Raw genomic sequence first — 13,927 nt, forward strand, 5'->3', positions numbered from 1 at the left:
GTCGGCTGCTGGGACGCGCGGTGAATGGTGCGAGGGGATGGCAGTGGGTGCAGGTGCGGCCAGGACGAGGCTTCCTGCGGTGTCGCGGGGAGCTGCTGGCTCGGGGTTCGATTCTGCGCGTGATGGACGGCGTGATTCGCTGGCAGCGGCTGCGGATGTGGCGGCCGGGGAGCGCGATGGACGGCGTGCTGCGGTGGCGGCGGCTGCGGGTGTGGCTGGCGGGGAAGCTGTTGGGGTGCGTGGTGGACGGCCTGCCCCGGTGGCGGCGTCTGCGGGTGCGGCTGACCGGGAAGCTGCTGGGGTGCGTGGTGAACGGCGTGCCCCGGTGGCAGCGGCTGCGGGTGCGGCTGGCGGGGAAACTGCTGGGGCGCACGGTGAACAGCGCGCTGCGGCGGTAGTGCCCGCAGTACGTGTAGTGCGTGGGAATCCGGATGACGTTGAAGTGGCTGCGTTGATGGTGGCGTTGGCCGCTGCCGGTCAGGCTGCGGGGGCTGGGTGCGCGGAAATTGCTGTGCCGTCACCTCGGCGACCGTTGGCAAGGTTTGTTCCGGCGACGAGCTGGCGGGCGCGGTAGCTCGGCTCGTCCAGGGCGTGAGGGAGCGAGGCCCGTATCGGCGCAGGGCGATGCGGGCTTTTCGCAGTGCCGCGGTTCCGGCTTGGGTGGCCGCGCGGAATGCGGGTCTTCGAAACAGTCGGCTCGGGCGAAAAGCCAGTCTCGAAGGCAAGAGCGATCGGCGGCGGGTGACAGCAGTGCGCGTGGCAGCAGCGCCCGCATCACCAGCGCGAGTGCCAGAAGCCTTGCGCCACAACAGAATGACTACCTCGTCCACAACGGACGACAGGGGAACAGGTCCAAGATCCATATCCCCAAGTTACCGCCGCCGCTCGAACATCTGCACGGTATCGATCCGGTGAATCAGGCGTGCACTGCGGTGCTGTCCAGGTAGGTCAGGACGGCGCGGATGCGGCGGTTCTGGTCCCGGCTGGCTTCCAGGCCGAGCTTCGCGAAGATGTTGCTGATGTGGTTTTCCACTGCTCCCTGAGTCACCACCAAGGCCTTGGCGATGGCCGTGTTCGACAGGCCTTGTGCCATCTGGGCGAGCACCTCGGTTTCCCGCGCGGTCAATGCCTCCAACGGATCCCGGCTGCGGGAAAGCATTTGGGCGACCACGTCCGGGTCGATGGCTGAGCCGCCGTCGGCGACGCGGCGGACTGCTTCCAGGAAGTCCGCTACGTCGGCGACTCGTTCCTTCAGCAGGTAGCCGACACCGGACGTGCCTTCCGCGATCAGGTCTACCGCATAGCTTCCTTCGACGTACTGCGACACCACCAGCACCGGCAGGCCGGGGATTTCCTTGCGGGCGGCCAAAGCCGCGCGCAGGCCCTCGTCGGTGAAGGTCGGGGGCATGCGGACGTCGGCGATCACCAGGTCGGGGCGGTGGTCTCGGATGGCCACCAGCAGATCGTCGCCGTTGTCGACCGCGGCGGCGGTTTCGATGCCTACGTCCGCGAGCAGGCTTTGCACCCCGGCGCGCAACAGTACCGAGTCTTCCGCGATCACGACGCGCATTTTCCTTTCCTCCACAACAGGATTCACCAGCGGACGGGCAGATCGGCCCGCACGACGGTGGGGCCGCCGGCGGGGCTGACGACGGTGAGCACGCCGTCGATCGTGGCGGCGCGGTCGGCCAATCCGGCCAAGCCGCCGCCGGGTCGCATCGACGCGCCGCCGTGGCCGTTGTCGGTGATCTCGACGACCACGGTGTCGTCGTCGCGGGTCACTCGCACGGACGCGCGGTCGGCGCCGGAATGTTTGGTCACGTTGGTGAGCGTTTCGCTCACGATGAAATAAGTCGTCGTCTCGACGGGTGCGGGCGGACGGGGTTGTACGGTAACCTCGACCTCAATAGGGATAGGCATTCTTGCGGTAAGAGAAGACAACGCCGCGTCCAGGCCGCGATCCTGGAGCACCGGCGGGTAGATGCCGCGCGCGAGGTCGCGCAACTCCGAGACAGCGAGTTTGGCGTCGGCGTGCGCGGCTCCGATGAGTTCGCGGACCGCGGTCGGGTCGTCGAGGTCGAGCTTGAGCTGGGCGCGGCCCAGGCTCATCGCGACGGACACCAGCCGCTGCTGCGCGCCGTCGTGCAGGTCTCGTTCGATCCGGCGTCGTTCGGCCTCCACCGCGTCGACTCCGCGCGCTCGCGAGTTCTGCAGCTGCTGCGTGCGCGCTTCCAGTTGCGCGGTGCGGTTCGGGCCGAGGAACGACGTCGCCAGTTCGCCGTGCACCGCCCCGATGCGCGGTGCCACGAAAATACCGAAAGGAGGTACTGCGATGGATACGACGCCCGCCACGAATTCCACGATTCCCAGCGGAAAAGCGATGAGCACGAACGCGAACTCGTGCCAGGTGGCGGCGTCGAGCAACCGTGCTTGCCATACGGCGAGCATGCCCGGTCCGGCTGGCTGCCGACGGACCGGCTCGGCGACGGTGACGCCAAGCATCTGGCGTGCCCAGCGTCGTTCGAAGGCGCAATACGAACGCATCAGCGAGGTCGCGACCAGCAGGACGGGAATGCCGATCCAGAGCATCGTCGTCGCGACGCCGACCAGCATGGTCACCAGGATCAGCACGAACGCGACGAGCCGGATCGGGAGGCTCAGCACGAGAAACCCGATCGCCCGCATGGTCGGCGGCCGCGTCACGGGCATAGCGCCATCCGTTCCAGTTCCGGTACGAGGTCGTCGAGAGTGGGTGTCGCGAGCATCTCGTCGCGCACCTCGAGCGCACATTCGCGAAAGGACGGTTCTTCCAGCAATCGGCACACTCCCGCCCGGACCCTCGAAGGGGTTGCGTTCTCGAGGTCCACCAGCAAACCGTTGCCGCGCTTCGCCTGCGCAACCGCTGAGCAGCGTTCGCTCCACGTGGTGCCTGGGATGACCAGCTGCGGGACGCCGTTGACCGCCGCGTTGCTGATCGTCGCGCCGTCGCCTTGGTGCACAACAGCGGAGCACGTGGCGAGGAGTTCGTTCATCGGCGCGGAATCGACTGCGCGGACGTTGTCCGGGATCGCGCGCACGGACGCGAGCTGGCTTGCGTCCGCCGTGGCGATTACCTCGATGTCGAGGTTGGCGAGGCCGTGCAGCAGGTCTCCGATGGAGGGCTGCTCGATACCGGAAGTGTGGCGGTCCGAGCTGCCGAGAGCGAGCAGCACCCGCGGCCGCGTCGGTTGCTCCAGCATCCACGAGGGGAGGGGCATCGGCTTGTCCTGCGGCACGAACCGGGCCGGGAGGTAGTCGACGTCCACGCCGTCGTACCGCAGATACGACGGATGGCAGTCGATGGTCCGCATGCCGTAGCGCAGGGTTTCGTCGTAGTCCGCGCCGAACCGGCCGACCGCGGCGGACATCCACGTCACGAACGGGTCCGGCGACGTGTCGGAGGTGTTTTCGGGGCGGCTGGCTCCGCGGTCGCGGTACTGCGCGCCGAGGCGGGCGGTCTGGTCGGCGGCGTCGATCATCCGCAGGTGCGGCACCCCGAGGGCATGCGCGACGATCGGCGCGGCGTAGACCACCGGGTCCCACACCACGAGGTCCGGCTGCCAGTGGCGGGCGAAGAGCACGAGTTCGTCGAGCAGCGAGTCCGGCGTGGTCCAGCGGAACACGTCGACCCAGTGCTCGTACACGTTGCGCACGTACTCGTCGGTGTAGCACTCGGGACGGCTTTCGGAGATCCGGAAGTCGCCCTGCCTCGCGGTGTTGCCGTCGACCTGGAGCCTGCGGTGCCGGGCGAGGTCGAGTTCGTCGCCGAACCACATGGCGTCCAGCCCGGTCTCGGCGAACGGCGCGACCTCGCGCGGGTTGCGCTGCCCGACGAAGCGCACCTCGTGTCCTGCCGCGGCCAGCGCCCAGCCCACCGGAGCCATGCTGTACACGCGCGCCCTCGTCGGGAGGACCATCAGCATCACGCGCATCGCGGCGGCTCCCGGGGTTCGTAGGTGCGGCGGGACAACGGAAACGGTAGGGCCGGGTCGCTGCCCCGCCCACCCGGTAGGGGACCCCTGAATCCGGCGCGGGGAACGCGGATTTGGCTCTGCTTTAGATGCCCCTTAGGGGCTGGTGGCGCGCGGGCGCTGGCGGATAGACAGGTAACCGGATCCGGCCGCGCTGCGCCGGAGAAGGACGAGGGAGGCGAACGAGGTGATGAGCATGGCCGTGGCGCCCACCGCGAAAGGCTGGGTCCCGTTCGGCGAGCACCGCACCTGGTACCGGGTCACCGGGCAACCGGGAGGGGCGGCTCCCGCCGTGGTCGTGGTGCACGGCGGACCGGGCAGCACCCACGACTACCTGCTGAGCCTGACCGAGCTCGCCGGGCACGGATTCCCGGTCGTGCACTACGACCAGCTCGGCAGCGGCGGATCGAGCAGGCTGCCGGACGCCGACCCCGGATTCTGGAACCCGGAGCTGTTCGGCGACGAGCTGGACAACCTGGTGCACCGGCTCGGCATCGAGGACAACTACGTCCTTTATGGACAGTCCTGGGGCGGGCTGGTCGTCGCGCGGCACGCCGCGGAGCGCCCGGACGGCCTGCGCGGGCTGGTGATCGCCAACTCGCCGGCTTCGTACGAGCTGTGGCGCAGCGAAATGGACCGGCTGCGCGCGCTGCTCCCGCCCGGTGTCGACGAGGGCCTGCGGGCGCACGAAGCGGCAGGCACGACGGACACGCAGGAGTACTTCGACCTCATGCGCGTCTTCTACGACCGGCACGTCTGCCGCGTGCTGCCGTGGCCCGCCGACTATCTCGCGTCGTTCATGGAGATGGCCGACAACAACACCGTCTACTCGGTGATGAACGGCCCGAGCGAGTTCACCGTCACCGGCACGCTCGCGGACTACTCGGTGATCGACCGCCTCGACGACATCGAGGCGCCGACCCTGCTCATTTCCGGCGCGCACGACGAGGCCACCCCGGCCACCGTGCAGCCGTATTACGACCGGATCCACGACGTGCGCTGGGAGATCCTCCCGGAATCGAGCCACGTCCCCCATCTCGAGGAACCGCAGCGGTTCCGCGAAATCCTGCTGGGATTCCTGCAGGAAGTCCATTCCCCCGCCGAAAGAGAGGTCGCCAGTCATGGATGACGCCAGCCAGGCCGGATCGGCGGTCGTGTTCCCCGGGATGAGCCCGTGCCGGTTCGTCGACTTCGGCAAGTTCCTGCTCATCAACCCGTTCGCGCGCAGGCTCATCAAGGACGCCGACGACCGGCTGGGCTACTCGCTGGTCGACCGCTTCCGCGAGGCCGAGGGCGACTACTCCGAGTACGCCCAGGTCGGGTTCATGCTCACCTGCGTCGCGCTCGCCGAGTGGGCCGAACAGGAGTACGGGATGAGCCCGGACTACTGCACCGGCCCGAGTTTCGGGGAGAAGCCGGCCAGCGTGTACGCCGGTTCGCTGACTTTCCCGGACGCGGTGTGGATGACCGCGAAGCTCGCGCAGTGCCTCGACGAGTTCTTCGCGACCGAGCACACCGACGTCGTCACGCACTCGTTCGTCCGCACGCCGGAAGAGAAACTGCGCGACGCGCTGACCGAACTGGACGGGCGCGGCGAGTGGTCGGACATCTCCTGCTACATCGACCACGACTTCTACATGGTCTCGGTGCGGGAGCGGAACCTCGATTGGCTCAAGCAGACCGTGCGGGGCATGGGCGGGTTGTCGCTGTACACGATGCGTCCTCCGCTGCATTCGCGCGCGTTCGGCGCGTTGCGGCGCAAGGCCGAGGACGAGGTGCTCGGCGGCCTCGACTTCCATGATCCCCTCCTTCCGATCGTCGCCGACCAGGACGGTTCGGTGCTGCGGACCGGCGAGCAGGTCCGCACGATGCTGCTGGACAGCATCGTCGAGCCGCTGCGCTGGCCCGACGTCGTCTCGTCGCTCGAACAGCTCGGCGTGCGCAAGCTGTGGGTGGCCGGGCCGGACACGCTGTTCGGCCGCGTCCGCGCCACCACCAGCCGGTTCGAGGTGACCACGGTGAACCCGCGGCTCGCGCTGCAGCCGCGGCGGCGCGGCGCGGGTCCCTCGCGGGTCAGCTAGCCGGCTGCAGCTTCGACAGCGTCGTCCAGAGGCGTCCGGGGTTCTCGAACGTCTCCAGGTTCAGCGCGTCGTCGGAGAACCGGACGTTGTACTTCTCCTCCAGCACCGCCAGCAGTTCCACCGTGGCGAGCGAGTCGAGGCCGTACTCCTTGAGCGGGGTTTCGGCGGTCAGCGCCTCGTCGGCGGGCAGGAACGGAAGGTACGGGCGGAGGGCTTCGTCGAAAGAGCTGTCCCACATGGCTACTCCGGTGGCTGGGTCGGGCACTTCGCCGGGCAGGGAAACCGACCGCCCGGTTCGGTTTTGAACCTTACCCCGCGCCGCCGCTTCCGGGCGACGCACCGGCACCCCTATTACCGATCCGGCCGAAAGCGGCCCGACCCCCGACCCGGCACGGAACCGTTGCCGCGAAGCCGCCAGGCCGTGACTGTGGTCGGGTCAGCAGCGATCGGCACAGCAACGCGGAGGACCACGATGGACACGACGACCACCTCGGGACTGCATGCGCGGTTTCTGCGCGGGCTGGCCCGTTCCGAGTCCCGGCCGGCGGTCAGCGTCGGCGGGCAGACGCTGACCTACGGCGAACTGCACGAGCGCGCGTTGCTGTGGGGCGGCGCGCTGGCGGAGTCCGGCGCCCGCACGGTAGGGGTGCTGGCCGGCAAGGGCGTCACCGCCTACGCCGGGATTCTGGCCGGGTTGTACGCGGGGGCGACGGTCGTCCCGCTGCGGCCGGACTTCCCGGCGGCCCGGACCGCGCAGATGGTCGAGGCGGCGGAGGTGGACGCGCTCATCGCCGACGAACGCGGCCTGACCGTGGCTCCGCCGGTGAAGACGCTGCTGGCTCCGGAGGCCAGCCCGAAACTGCTGAAAGCGGCACGCGCGCTCAGCGAGCCGAGGAAGGTGCGGCCGGAGGACTCCGCGTACATCCTGTTCACCTCGGGCTCCACGGGGCGGCCGAAGGGCGTCCGGATCGGCCACGGCTCCACCGAGCACTACTTCGGTCTGCTCGACGCGCGGTACGACTTCACCCCGGACGACGTCTTCTCCCAGACGTTCGACCTGAACTTCGACTGCGCCATGTTCGACCTCTTCTGTGCATGGGGCGCGGGCGCGGAAGCGGTGGTCCTGCCGGGAGCGGCGTACCGGAACGTGCCGGCGTTTGTGGCGGAGCGCGGTCTCACCGTGTGGTTCTCCACGCCGAGCGCGATCGATCTGGTGCGTCGCACCGGACGGCTCACCCCAGGCGCGATGCCGGGCCTGCGGTGGAGCTTCTTCGCTGGGGAAGCACTGACCGTCCGCGACACCGCGGACTGGCGGGCGGCGGCGGGCAACTCCGTGACCGAGAACCTCTATGGGCCCACGGAGCTCACCATCACCGTTGCCGGGTACCGGTGGGACGACGAGGAAACCCCGCGGATCGCGGTGAACGGCGTGGTGCCGATCGGCGCGGTGCACGAGGGACACGAGTACGTGCTCATCGACGAGAACGAGGCGGGAGAGGGCGAGCTCGCCATCGCCGGACCGCAGCTGACGCCGGGATACCTCGACCCGGCGGACGAGAAGGGCCGGTTCCTCAACCGCGACGGGCAGCGGTTCTACCGCACCGGCGACCGGGTGCGGCGGCTCGGCGGCGACGATCTCGCGTACCTGGGGCGGCTCGATTCGCAGGTGCAGGTGCTCGGCTGGCGCGTCGAGCTCACCGAGGTGGAGCACGCGCTGGAGACGTGCGGGGTGCAAGCGGTGGCGCTCGGCGTCCAAAGGGACATCGGGACGGAGCTGTTCGTCTTCTACACCGGTCCGCGGCGGCCGGTGATCGAACTGGTGCGGGCGTTGCGGGCGGTGCTGCCCGAGGGCGTGATCCCGCGGCGGTACGAGCACGTCGAGGAGTTCCCGTTGAATTCCAACCGGAAGATCGACCGGAAAACGCTCGCCGCGCGGGCCGCGGAGCTGCTGAGCCCGGTCCCCGCCTAGTCGTCGGTTAAGGACGCCGTGAAGGGCTCCTTGAGGGAATCCAATTCCCTCAAGGAGCCCTTCACGGCGTTTGGCCGGAGCGGCAGAGTGCCAGCTAGGGGCCGTTAGGGGTGTGGATCACCGGCCGCGCGCGGATAACTTTCCGAACGTCGGGGAGCGATCCCGCGCAGGCACGGTGATTCTACGAATCCTTTCGGGAGTGGCAGTCGTGAACGAATCCGGTTCTCTCGTCCATGCCCTGCTCGACGCGGCGGCGGCCAGTGCGCCGGACGCCGCCGCGGTGCGCGACCGGGCGGGGGTGTGGACGTATGCCGAGCTGGCCGCTTGGAGTCACGCGGTGGAGGCGGTCCTCGCGCGGCGCGGGGTCGGGCGCGGCGATCGCGTCGTGGTGCAGTTGCCGACGGACAGGGCGCTGGTCGCGCTCTTCCACGGGACTTCGCGGCGGGGTGCGGTGTTCGTGCCGATCAACCCGGCGATGAAGCAGTTCCACTTCGATTCCGTCGTCGAGAACGCCGAGCCGGTGCTGATTCTCCAGCCGGACGAGTTCGCTCCACTGTGGACGGAAGTCGAAGAAGCTCACCGCGAGCAGGCCCGCGTCGAGCCGACTGAGGTCGAACTGGACGACGTGGCGGTGCTCGTGTACACCTCCGGCAGCACGGCCGCGCCCAAGGGCGTCATCGGGCCGCACCGGCAGGTCACCTTCGCGGCGGGCGCGATCCAGGCGGTGCTCGGCTACCGCCAGGACGACGTCGTCTTCTGCCGGTTCCCGATGTCCTGGGACTACGGCCTGTACAAAGTCCTCCTCTCGACGCTCGGCCGCAGCGAGATCGTGCTCGCCGACGCCGAATCCGATCTTCGCTTGCTGCAACGGATGCGCGAGGTCGGCGCGACGGTCGTCCCGATCGTGCCTTCGCTCGCCACGATGATCGCCACCCTTGCCGAGCGGGAGCAGGGCGAATCGGCTCCGGTGCGGCTGTTCACCAACACCGGTGCGGCGCTGCCGGACTCGACGATCGCGAAGCTCCGCGCCGCTTTCCCCGGCGTCCGCGTCGTCCGCCAGTTCGGGCAGACCGAGTGCAAGCGGATCACCGTCATGCCGCCTGAGGAGGACACCGAGCGCCCGGGTTCGTCGGGTCTTCCGCTGCCGGGGACGACCGTGCACATCCTCGCCGCCGACGGCACTCCGTTGCCCGCCGGGGAAATCGGCGAGATCGTGGCCGCCGGACCGCACGTGATGCCCGGTTACTGGCGCGCCCCGGAGCTGTCGGCGCGAGCGTTCCGCCGCGACGAGGCGACCGGCGAGCTCCGCCTGCACACCGGCGACTACGGCCGGCTCGACGAGGACGGCTACCTCTACTTCGAGGGCCGCCGCGACGACATGTTCAAGCGCAAGGGAATCCGGATGTCCACGTTGGAGATCGAGGCCGCCGCGATGGACATCCCCGGCGTGCGCGCGGCGGGCGCGATCCCGCCGAGCGAGACCCGGGACCTGGCGATCTGCGTGGAGAGCGACCTGCCGCCGACCACGGTGCTCAAGGAACTGGCGCAGCGGCTCGAGCCGCAGAAGGTGCCCGCGCTGTGCCACGTCGTGGACGAGTTCCCGCTCACCGCGCACGGCAAGAACGCGACGAAGGAACTCGCCCTGCTGGTGGAAGGTGCCCGCAAATGAGCAAGTACGACGAGCTGGCCGCACGGTTCGGCACGCCGGCTTACGTGTACGACCTTGACGTGACCGCGCAGTCGCGCGATCAGCTGTTCGGCTTGCTGCCGGAGGGGTTCGCGGTCTATTACGCGCTGAAGGCCAACCCGCATCCGGAGATCGCCCGCGAACTCCGCGAGGGCGGCTGCCGCGCGGAGATCAGCTCGACCGGCGAGCTGGCCAACGCGCTGACCGCCGGGTTCGCGCCGGAGGACATCCTCTACACCGGTCCGGGCAAGACCGACGGCGAACTGGACGCGGCGATCACCGCGGGCGTCCGGCTGTTCTCCGTGGAATCGCTGACCGACCTGCAGCACGTCGGTGCCGCGGCGGAGCGCCAGGACACCGTCGCGCGGTGCCTGTTGCGGATCAACACCACGCAGGGCAGTGCGTCGACCGGGATCCGGATGATGGGCCGCCCGTCGCAGTTCGGCGTCGACGCGGAGACTCTGCCCGAGCTGATGCCGCTGTTCAAGGCGGTCGCCGGGGCGAAGATCGTCGGCGCGCACTTCTTCACGATGAGCAACGCCCAGGACGAGGACGCGCTGCTCGGCGAATACGAGTTCGTGCTGCAGTCAGCCGCGCAGCTGCGTCAGGAGACGGGGCTGCCGCTGGAACTGCTCGACATCGGCGGCGGGTTCTCGTCGCCGTACGCGGTTCCCGGCGAGCGCACCGACTATCCGAAGCTGCGCAACGGTTTGGAGCAGCTTCTCGACCTCTACCTGCCGGAATGGCGCGGCGGCGAGGTCGAGCTGGCCTGCGAATCCGGTCGTTACCTGTCCGGCACGTGCGGGACGCTGCTGGCCGGGGTCGTGAACGTGAAGGAGAGCCGGGGCCACCGGTTCGTCATTCTCGACGCCGGGATCAACGTGGTCGGCGGGCTTTCCGGGATCGGCCGCCTGCTGCCCGCCGCGGTCGGTGTCGACCAGGTCGGGGACAACCCGGGGCAGCTCGTCGGTCCATTGTGTACTCCCGGGGACTCGCTTTCGAAGGCCGCGAAGCTGCCGGAGCTGTCCGCTGGAGATCTGCTGACCGTGCCGAATGTCGGTGCGTACGGCGTCACCGCGAGCCTGATCAGCTTCCTCGGCCGTCCCGCGCCTACCGAAGTCGTGGTCCGCGGAGACGAGGTCATCTCGGTGTCGCGATTGGATTATCAGCGAGCTTATGAGGTGTCGCCATGAGCGAGGAAGTCCACGCGTACAGCGGCAGCGTCATCGAAGAACCCGCCGGGCGCACGGTGATCGTGAGCAGCATGGCGTCGGACTCGCACACCTGGAATCTGGTCTACCTCGAACTTCTCGTGGCGGAACTCGGCTTCGACGTGGTGAACCTCGGTGCGTGCGTGCCGGACGAGCTGCTGGAGTCCGAATGCGTCAGCCGCCGTCCGGCGATGCTGGTGCTGAGCAGCGTCAACGGGCACGGCTACCAGGACGGGCTGCGGGTCGTGCAGCGGCTTCGCGCACAGCCGGAGCTGCGCCGGCTGCCGATCGTCATCGGCGGGAAGCTCGGCACCGGCGGACCGCTTTCGGACGAGCAGACCGCGGAACTGCTGTTCGCCGGGTTCGACGGAGTCTTCGACGAGCAGAACGCCGCCGCCTTCCGGCATTTCGCGGCCACGCTTCCCGGCGGCGTCAGCCAGTTGGAGGAGGCGTGAGCTTCGAGCGGTTCGTCGCGCAGCGGCACGCGGCCGGGGAATTGGTCGTGCAGCCGCGCATGGGCTTCGACAGTCCGGCCGCGATGCGCGCCGGTCTGGTCGCGACGAAACAGGCGAACGCCGCGACCGTCGGCACGCTCACGCTCGACAGCTACACCCGCGTCCGCGACACCGATTCCGCGGCACACGCGTTGCGCAACGGAATTCCGCTCAATGGCTACCCGATTGTCAACCATCCGCCCGAGGTGACCCGGGCGATGCTCGACGGTCTCGAGGGCCCGGACTTCCCGGTGCAGGTCCGGCACGGTTCGGCGCGGCCGGTGGACATCTTCCGCGCGATGATCGCCGCCGGTCTGCACGCCACCGAGGGCGGCCCGATTTCCTACTGCCTGCCCTACAGCCGCACGCCGCTCGACGAGTCCGTGCGGAATTGGGCGTATTGCTGCGATCTGCTGGTCGACGCCGAACATCCGGGCGGCCGTCCGCATCTGGAGACGTTCGGCGGCTGCATGCTCGGACAGCTGTGTCCGCCGAGCGAGCTGGTGGCGATCAGTGTCCTGGAGGCGTTGTTCTTCTACCGCAAGGGCCTGCGCAGCATCTCGGTGAGCTACGCGCAGCAGACGAATCTGCACCAGGACCGCGAAGCCGTCGCCGCGCTGCGCCGGTTGTGCGCCGAGCTGTTGCCGGAAGCGACCTGGCACGTGGTGATCTATGCGTACATGGGCCTCTTCCCGCGCACGCCCGACGGCGCGATGCTGTTGCTGGGCAAGGCCGCTGAGCTGGCGATGAGCACCGATTCGGAGCGGTTGATCGTGAAGACCGCCGCCGAAGCGCACCGCATCCCGACCGTCGCGGAGAACGTCACCGCGCTCGAACACGCGGCTGCGTCGGCGAGGGGGATCAAAGCCATTGTGGACGAGGACAACCAGGTCTACCGCGAGGCCTACGCCCTGGTCGACGCGGTTCTGAACAGTCATGCCGATCTCGACCGCGCGCTCGTGGTCGCCTTCAAACGCGGTCTGCTCGACGTGCCGTACTGCCTGCATCCGGACAACGCGGGACAGGCGCGCAGCACGCTCGACGCGGACGGCAGGCTCGGCTGGTCCGAGCTCGGTTCGCTGCCGTTGCGCGGGATCGCCGAACGCGCGCCGAGCGGCCGGATCACCTCGTCGACGCTCATGTCGGCGCTTTCCTACGTCCAGCACACCCATGACACCCAGGCATTGGAGCAGCCGATGACCGCGATCGGAGGGGAACCGCGATGAGCACTCGCCGGACTGTCCGGGCGTATCCGTTCGACATGCACGAGACGTCCGTTTCCGAGACCTACCACCAGTTGCAGCGCGACGAGCCGATGAGCCGGGTCCAGATGCCGTTCGGCGAACAGGCTTGGCTGGCGACGAAGTACGCCGACGTCAAGCTGGTGACCGCCGACCCGCGGTTCAGCCGCGAACTGGCACAGGGTCTCGACCAGCCGCGGATGCGTCGCCAGCAGATGGGCGACGGCATCATGGGGATGGACCCGCCGGACCACACCCGACTGCGCCGCCTGGTGATGAAGGCGTTCACCGCGCGCCGGCTGGAGGCGATGCGCGAGAGCGTCCGCACCCTGGTGCACCAGCTGATCGACGAGATGATCGAGAAGGGCGCGCCCGGCGACCTCGTCGAGGATCTCGCCCGGCCGCTGCCGGTCACGGTGATCTGCAAGCTGCTCGGCGTGCCGAAGGAAGACCACTCGATCTTCAGCGAGTGGACCCAGGCGCTGGTCGGCGACGCGACTGCGAAAGGCGACGTGCTCGACGTTTACGGCGACAAGCTGGATAACTATGTGGCCCAGTTGGTCGCGCAGCGCCGTGAGGAACCGACCGACGACCTGCTCGGCGCGCTCGTCTATGCCCGGGACGCCGGTGACAAGCTCACCGAGAACGAGCTGATCGCGATCGCGGGCGCGGGGCTGCTCACTGGTGGCGTGGAGACGGTTTCCACGGCGCTGCCGAGCTTCATCTTCACCCTGCTGACGCAACCGGAATTGCTCGCACAGCTGCGGGCGCAGCCGGAGATCATGCCGACCGCGGTGGAAGAACTGCTGCGGTGGGTGCCGATCAACACCGCCGCGATGTTCGCGCGTTACGCCACCGAAGACATCCGGATCGGCGACGTCGTGGTGCGGACGGGCGACCCGGTGCTGCCCGCGCTGCACGCGGCGAACCGCGACCCGGAGGTCTTCGCGAACCCGGACGTCATCGACCTGACCCGCAGCCCGAACCCGCACGTCGCGTTCGGGCACGGCCCGCACCACTGCATCGGCGCGCAGCTGGCGCGGCTCGAACTGCAGGAGGGGCTGAAAGCGATTCTGGAGCGGTTCCCGGAATTGCGGCTCGCGGACGGGCGCGAGGGTGTGAAATGGGAGTACGGGGTGATCGTGCGCGGCCCGTCGCTGCTGCGCGTCGCCTGGTGATTTCCCGCCCCTAACAACGTTTTCTGGGGATCCGGCGCGGCCCGAGTCCGGCCTAC

The 13,927-nt window shown here is 68.9% G+C and carries 14 protein-coding genes; 10 read left to right on the top strand and 4 right to left on the bottom strand.

The features are described 5' to 3' along the window. Positions 1–122 precede the first annotated feature (122 nt). Both EIZ45_RS46755 and EIZ45_RS46760 read left to right on the top strand, forming a co-directional pair. The gene (locus EIZ45_RS46755) at positions 123–398 is read left to right on the top strand and encodes a hypothetical protein (RefSeq protein ID WP_167756407.1); all 276 of its coding nucleotides are present in this window, start codon (positions 123–125) and stop codon (positions 396–398) included. Further along, positions 398–574, top strand: coding sequence for an acyl-CoA carboxylase epsilon subunit (locus EIZ45_RS46760; RefSeq protein WP_255443133.1), 177 nt, complete (start codon positions 398–400; stop codon positions 572–574). The genes EIZ45_RS46755 and EIZ45_RS46760 overlap by 1 nt, the downstream gene beginning before the upstream one ends. Before the next feature lie 342 nt (positions 575–916). Here the strand turns inward: EIZ45_RS46760 and EIZ45_RS10925 are convergent, their stop codons facing one another. From EIZ45_RS10925 to EIZ45_RS10935, 3 genes are read right to left on the bottom strand one after another with little or no spacing between them, the layout of a single operon-like run. Next, on the bottom strand, positions 917–1,570 hold the full coding sequence (locus EIZ45_RS10925; protein WP_037810579.1) for a response regulator transcription factor: 654 nt from the start codon (positions 1,568–1,570) through the stop codon (positions 917–919). A 23-nt stretch (positions 1,571–1,593) separates the two neighbouring features. Next, a complete protein-coding gene (locus EIZ45_RS10930; protein ID WP_043836793.1) occupies positions 1,594–2,709 on the bottom strand; it encodes a sensor domain-containing protein in 1,116 nt (371 codons plus the stop codon). After that, complete coding sequence (locus EIZ45_RS10935; RefSeq protein WP_134667397.1) at positions 2,700–3,971, bottom strand: nucleotide disphospho-sugar-binding domain-containing protein; 1,272 nt, start codon at positions 3,969–3,971, stop codon at positions 2,700–2,702. Before EIZ45_RS10935 ends, EIZ45_RS10930 begins: the two co-directional genes overlap by 10 nt. 235 nt (positions 3,972–4,206) lie before the next feature. Between EIZ45_RS10935 and EIZ45_RS10940 the strand changes: the two genes are divergently transcribed. Both EIZ45_RS10940 and EIZ45_RS10945 read left to right on the top strand, forming a co-directional pair. After that, positions 4,207–5,139 carry a proline iminopeptidase-family hydrolase gene (locus tag EIZ45_RS10940; RefSeq protein WP_134667396.1) on the top strand — a complete coding sequence of 311 codons (933 nt, stop codon included), beginning with the start codon at positions 4,207–4,209 and terminating at the stop codon, positions 5,137–5,139. Next, positions 5,132–6,091, top strand: coding sequence for an ACP S-malonyltransferase (locus EIZ45_RS10945; RefSeq protein WP_043836787.1), 960 nt, complete (start codon positions 5,132–5,134; stop codon positions 6,089–6,091). The genes EIZ45_RS10940 and EIZ45_RS10945 overlap by 8 nt, the downstream gene beginning before the upstream one ends. Here the strand turns inward: EIZ45_RS10945 and EIZ45_RS10950 are convergent. Then, on the bottom strand, positions 6,084–6,329 hold the full coding sequence (locus tag EIZ45_RS10950; protein WP_037810574.1) for a phosphopantetheine-binding protein: 246 nt from the start codon (positions 6,327–6,329) through the stop codon (positions 6,084–6,086). The two genes, EIZ45_RS10945 and EIZ45_RS10950, sit on opposite strands and share 8 nt — an antisense overlap. A 234-nt stretch (positions 6,330–6,563) precedes the next feature. Here EIZ45_RS10950 and EIZ45_RS10955 point away from each other — a divergent pair, with 234 nt between their 5' ends. From EIZ45_RS10955 to EIZ45_RS10980, 6 genes are all read left to right on the top strand, one after another. Further along, positions 6,564–8,060, top strand: a complete 1,497-nt coding sequence (locus tag EIZ45_RS10955) for an AMP-binding protein (RefSeq protein ID WP_134667395.1) — start codon at positions 6,564–6,566, stop codon at positions 8,058–8,060. 199 nt (positions 8,061–8,259) lie between these two features. After that, positions 8,260–9,729: an AMP-binding protein gene (locus tag EIZ45_RS10960; RefSeq protein WP_240690836.1), complete on the top strand. Its 1,470-nt coding sequence runs from the start codon at positions 8,260–8,262 to the stop codon at positions 9,727–9,729. After that, a complete protein-coding gene (locus tag EIZ45_RS10965; RefSeq protein ID WP_037810570.1) occupies positions 9,726–10,940 on the top strand; it encodes a decarboxylase in 1,215 nt (404 codons plus the stop codon). The genes EIZ45_RS10960 and EIZ45_RS10965 overlap by 4 nt, the downstream gene beginning before the upstream one ends. Beyond that, positions 10,937–11,413 (top strand): cobalamin B12-binding domain-containing protein, encoded by a 477-nt coding sequence (locus tag EIZ45_RS10970; RefSeq protein ID WP_037810569.1) that lies wholly within the window; start codon positions 10,937–10,939, stop codon positions 11,411–11,413. The genes EIZ45_RS10965 and EIZ45_RS10970 overlap by 4 nt, the downstream gene beginning before the upstream one ends. Next, positions 11,410–12,678, top strand: a complete 1,269-nt coding sequence (locus tag EIZ45_RS10975) for a methylaspartate mutase (RefSeq protein ID WP_134667394.1) — start codon at positions 11,410–11,412, stop codon at positions 12,676–12,678. Before EIZ45_RS10970 ends, EIZ45_RS10975 begins: the two co-directional genes overlap by 4 nt. Further along, positions 12,675–13,871 carry a cytochrome P450 gene (locus EIZ45_RS10980; protein WP_037810567.1) on the top strand — a complete coding sequence of 399 codons (1,197 nt, stop codon included), beginning with the start codon at positions 12,675–12,677 and terminating at the stop codon, positions 13,869–13,871. Before EIZ45_RS10975 ends, EIZ45_RS10980 begins: the two co-directional genes overlap by 4 nt. The last annotated feature ends 56 nt before the right edge of the window (positions 13,872–13,927 follow it).

It is taken from the genome of Amycolatopsis sp. CFH S0740 (assembly GCF_004522315.1).
GTDB classification, from domain to species: Bacteria; Actinomycetota; Actinomycetes; order Mycobacteriales; family Pseudonocardiaceae; genus Amycolatopsis; species Amycolatopsis nivea.

What these genes read in the sequence shown, in the direction of transcription:
- EIZ45_RS10935 (WP_134667397.1), bottom strand. Translation starts at nt 3,971, where the DNA reads ATGCGCGTGATGCTGATGGTCCTCCCGACGAGGGCGCGCGTGTACAGC.
- EIZ45_RS10950 (WP_037810574.1), bottom strand. Translation starts at nt 6,329, where the DNA reads ATGTGGGACAGCTCTTTCGACGAAGCCCTCCGCCCGTACCTTCCGTTC.
- EIZ45_RS10955 (WP_134667395.1), top strand. Translation starts at nt 6,564, where the DNA reads ATGGACACGACGACCACCTCGGGACTGCATGCGCGGTTTCTGCGCGGG.
- EIZ45_RS10940 (WP_134667396.1), top strand. Translation starts at nt 4,207, where the DNA reads ATGGCCGTGGCGCCCACCGCGAAAGGCTGGGTCCCGTTCGGCGAGCAC.
- EIZ45_RS46755 (WP_167756407.1), top strand. Translation starts at nt 123, where the DNA reads ATGGACGGCGTGATTCGCTGGCAGCGGCTGCGGATGTGGCGGCCGGGG.
- EIZ45_RS10945 (WP_043836787.1), top strand. Translation starts at nt 5,132, where the DNA reads ATGGATGACGCCAGCCAGGCCGGATCGGCGGTCGTGTTCCCCGGGATG.
- EIZ45_RS10965 (WP_037810570.1), top strand. Translation starts at nt 9,726, where the DNA reads ATGAGCAAGTACGACGAGCTGGCCGCACGGTTCGGCACGCCGGCTTAC.
- EIZ45_RS10930 (WP_043836793.1), bottom strand. Translation starts at nt 2,709, where the DNA reads ATGCCCGTGACGCGGCCGCCGACCATGCGGGCGATCGGGTTTCTCGTG.
- EIZ45_RS10980 (WP_037810567.1), top strand. Translation starts at nt 12,675, where the DNA reads ATGAGCACTCGCCGGACTGTCCGGGCGTATCCGTTCGACATGCACGAG.
- EIZ45_RS10925 (WP_037810579.1), bottom strand. Translation starts at nt 1,570, where the DNA reads ATGCGCGTCGTGATCGCGGAAGACTCGGTACTGTTGCGCGCCGGGGTG.
- EIZ45_RS10970 (WP_037810569.1), top strand. Translation starts at nt 10,937, where the DNA reads ATGAGCGAGGAAGTCCACGCGTACAGCGGCAGCGTCATCGAAGAACCC.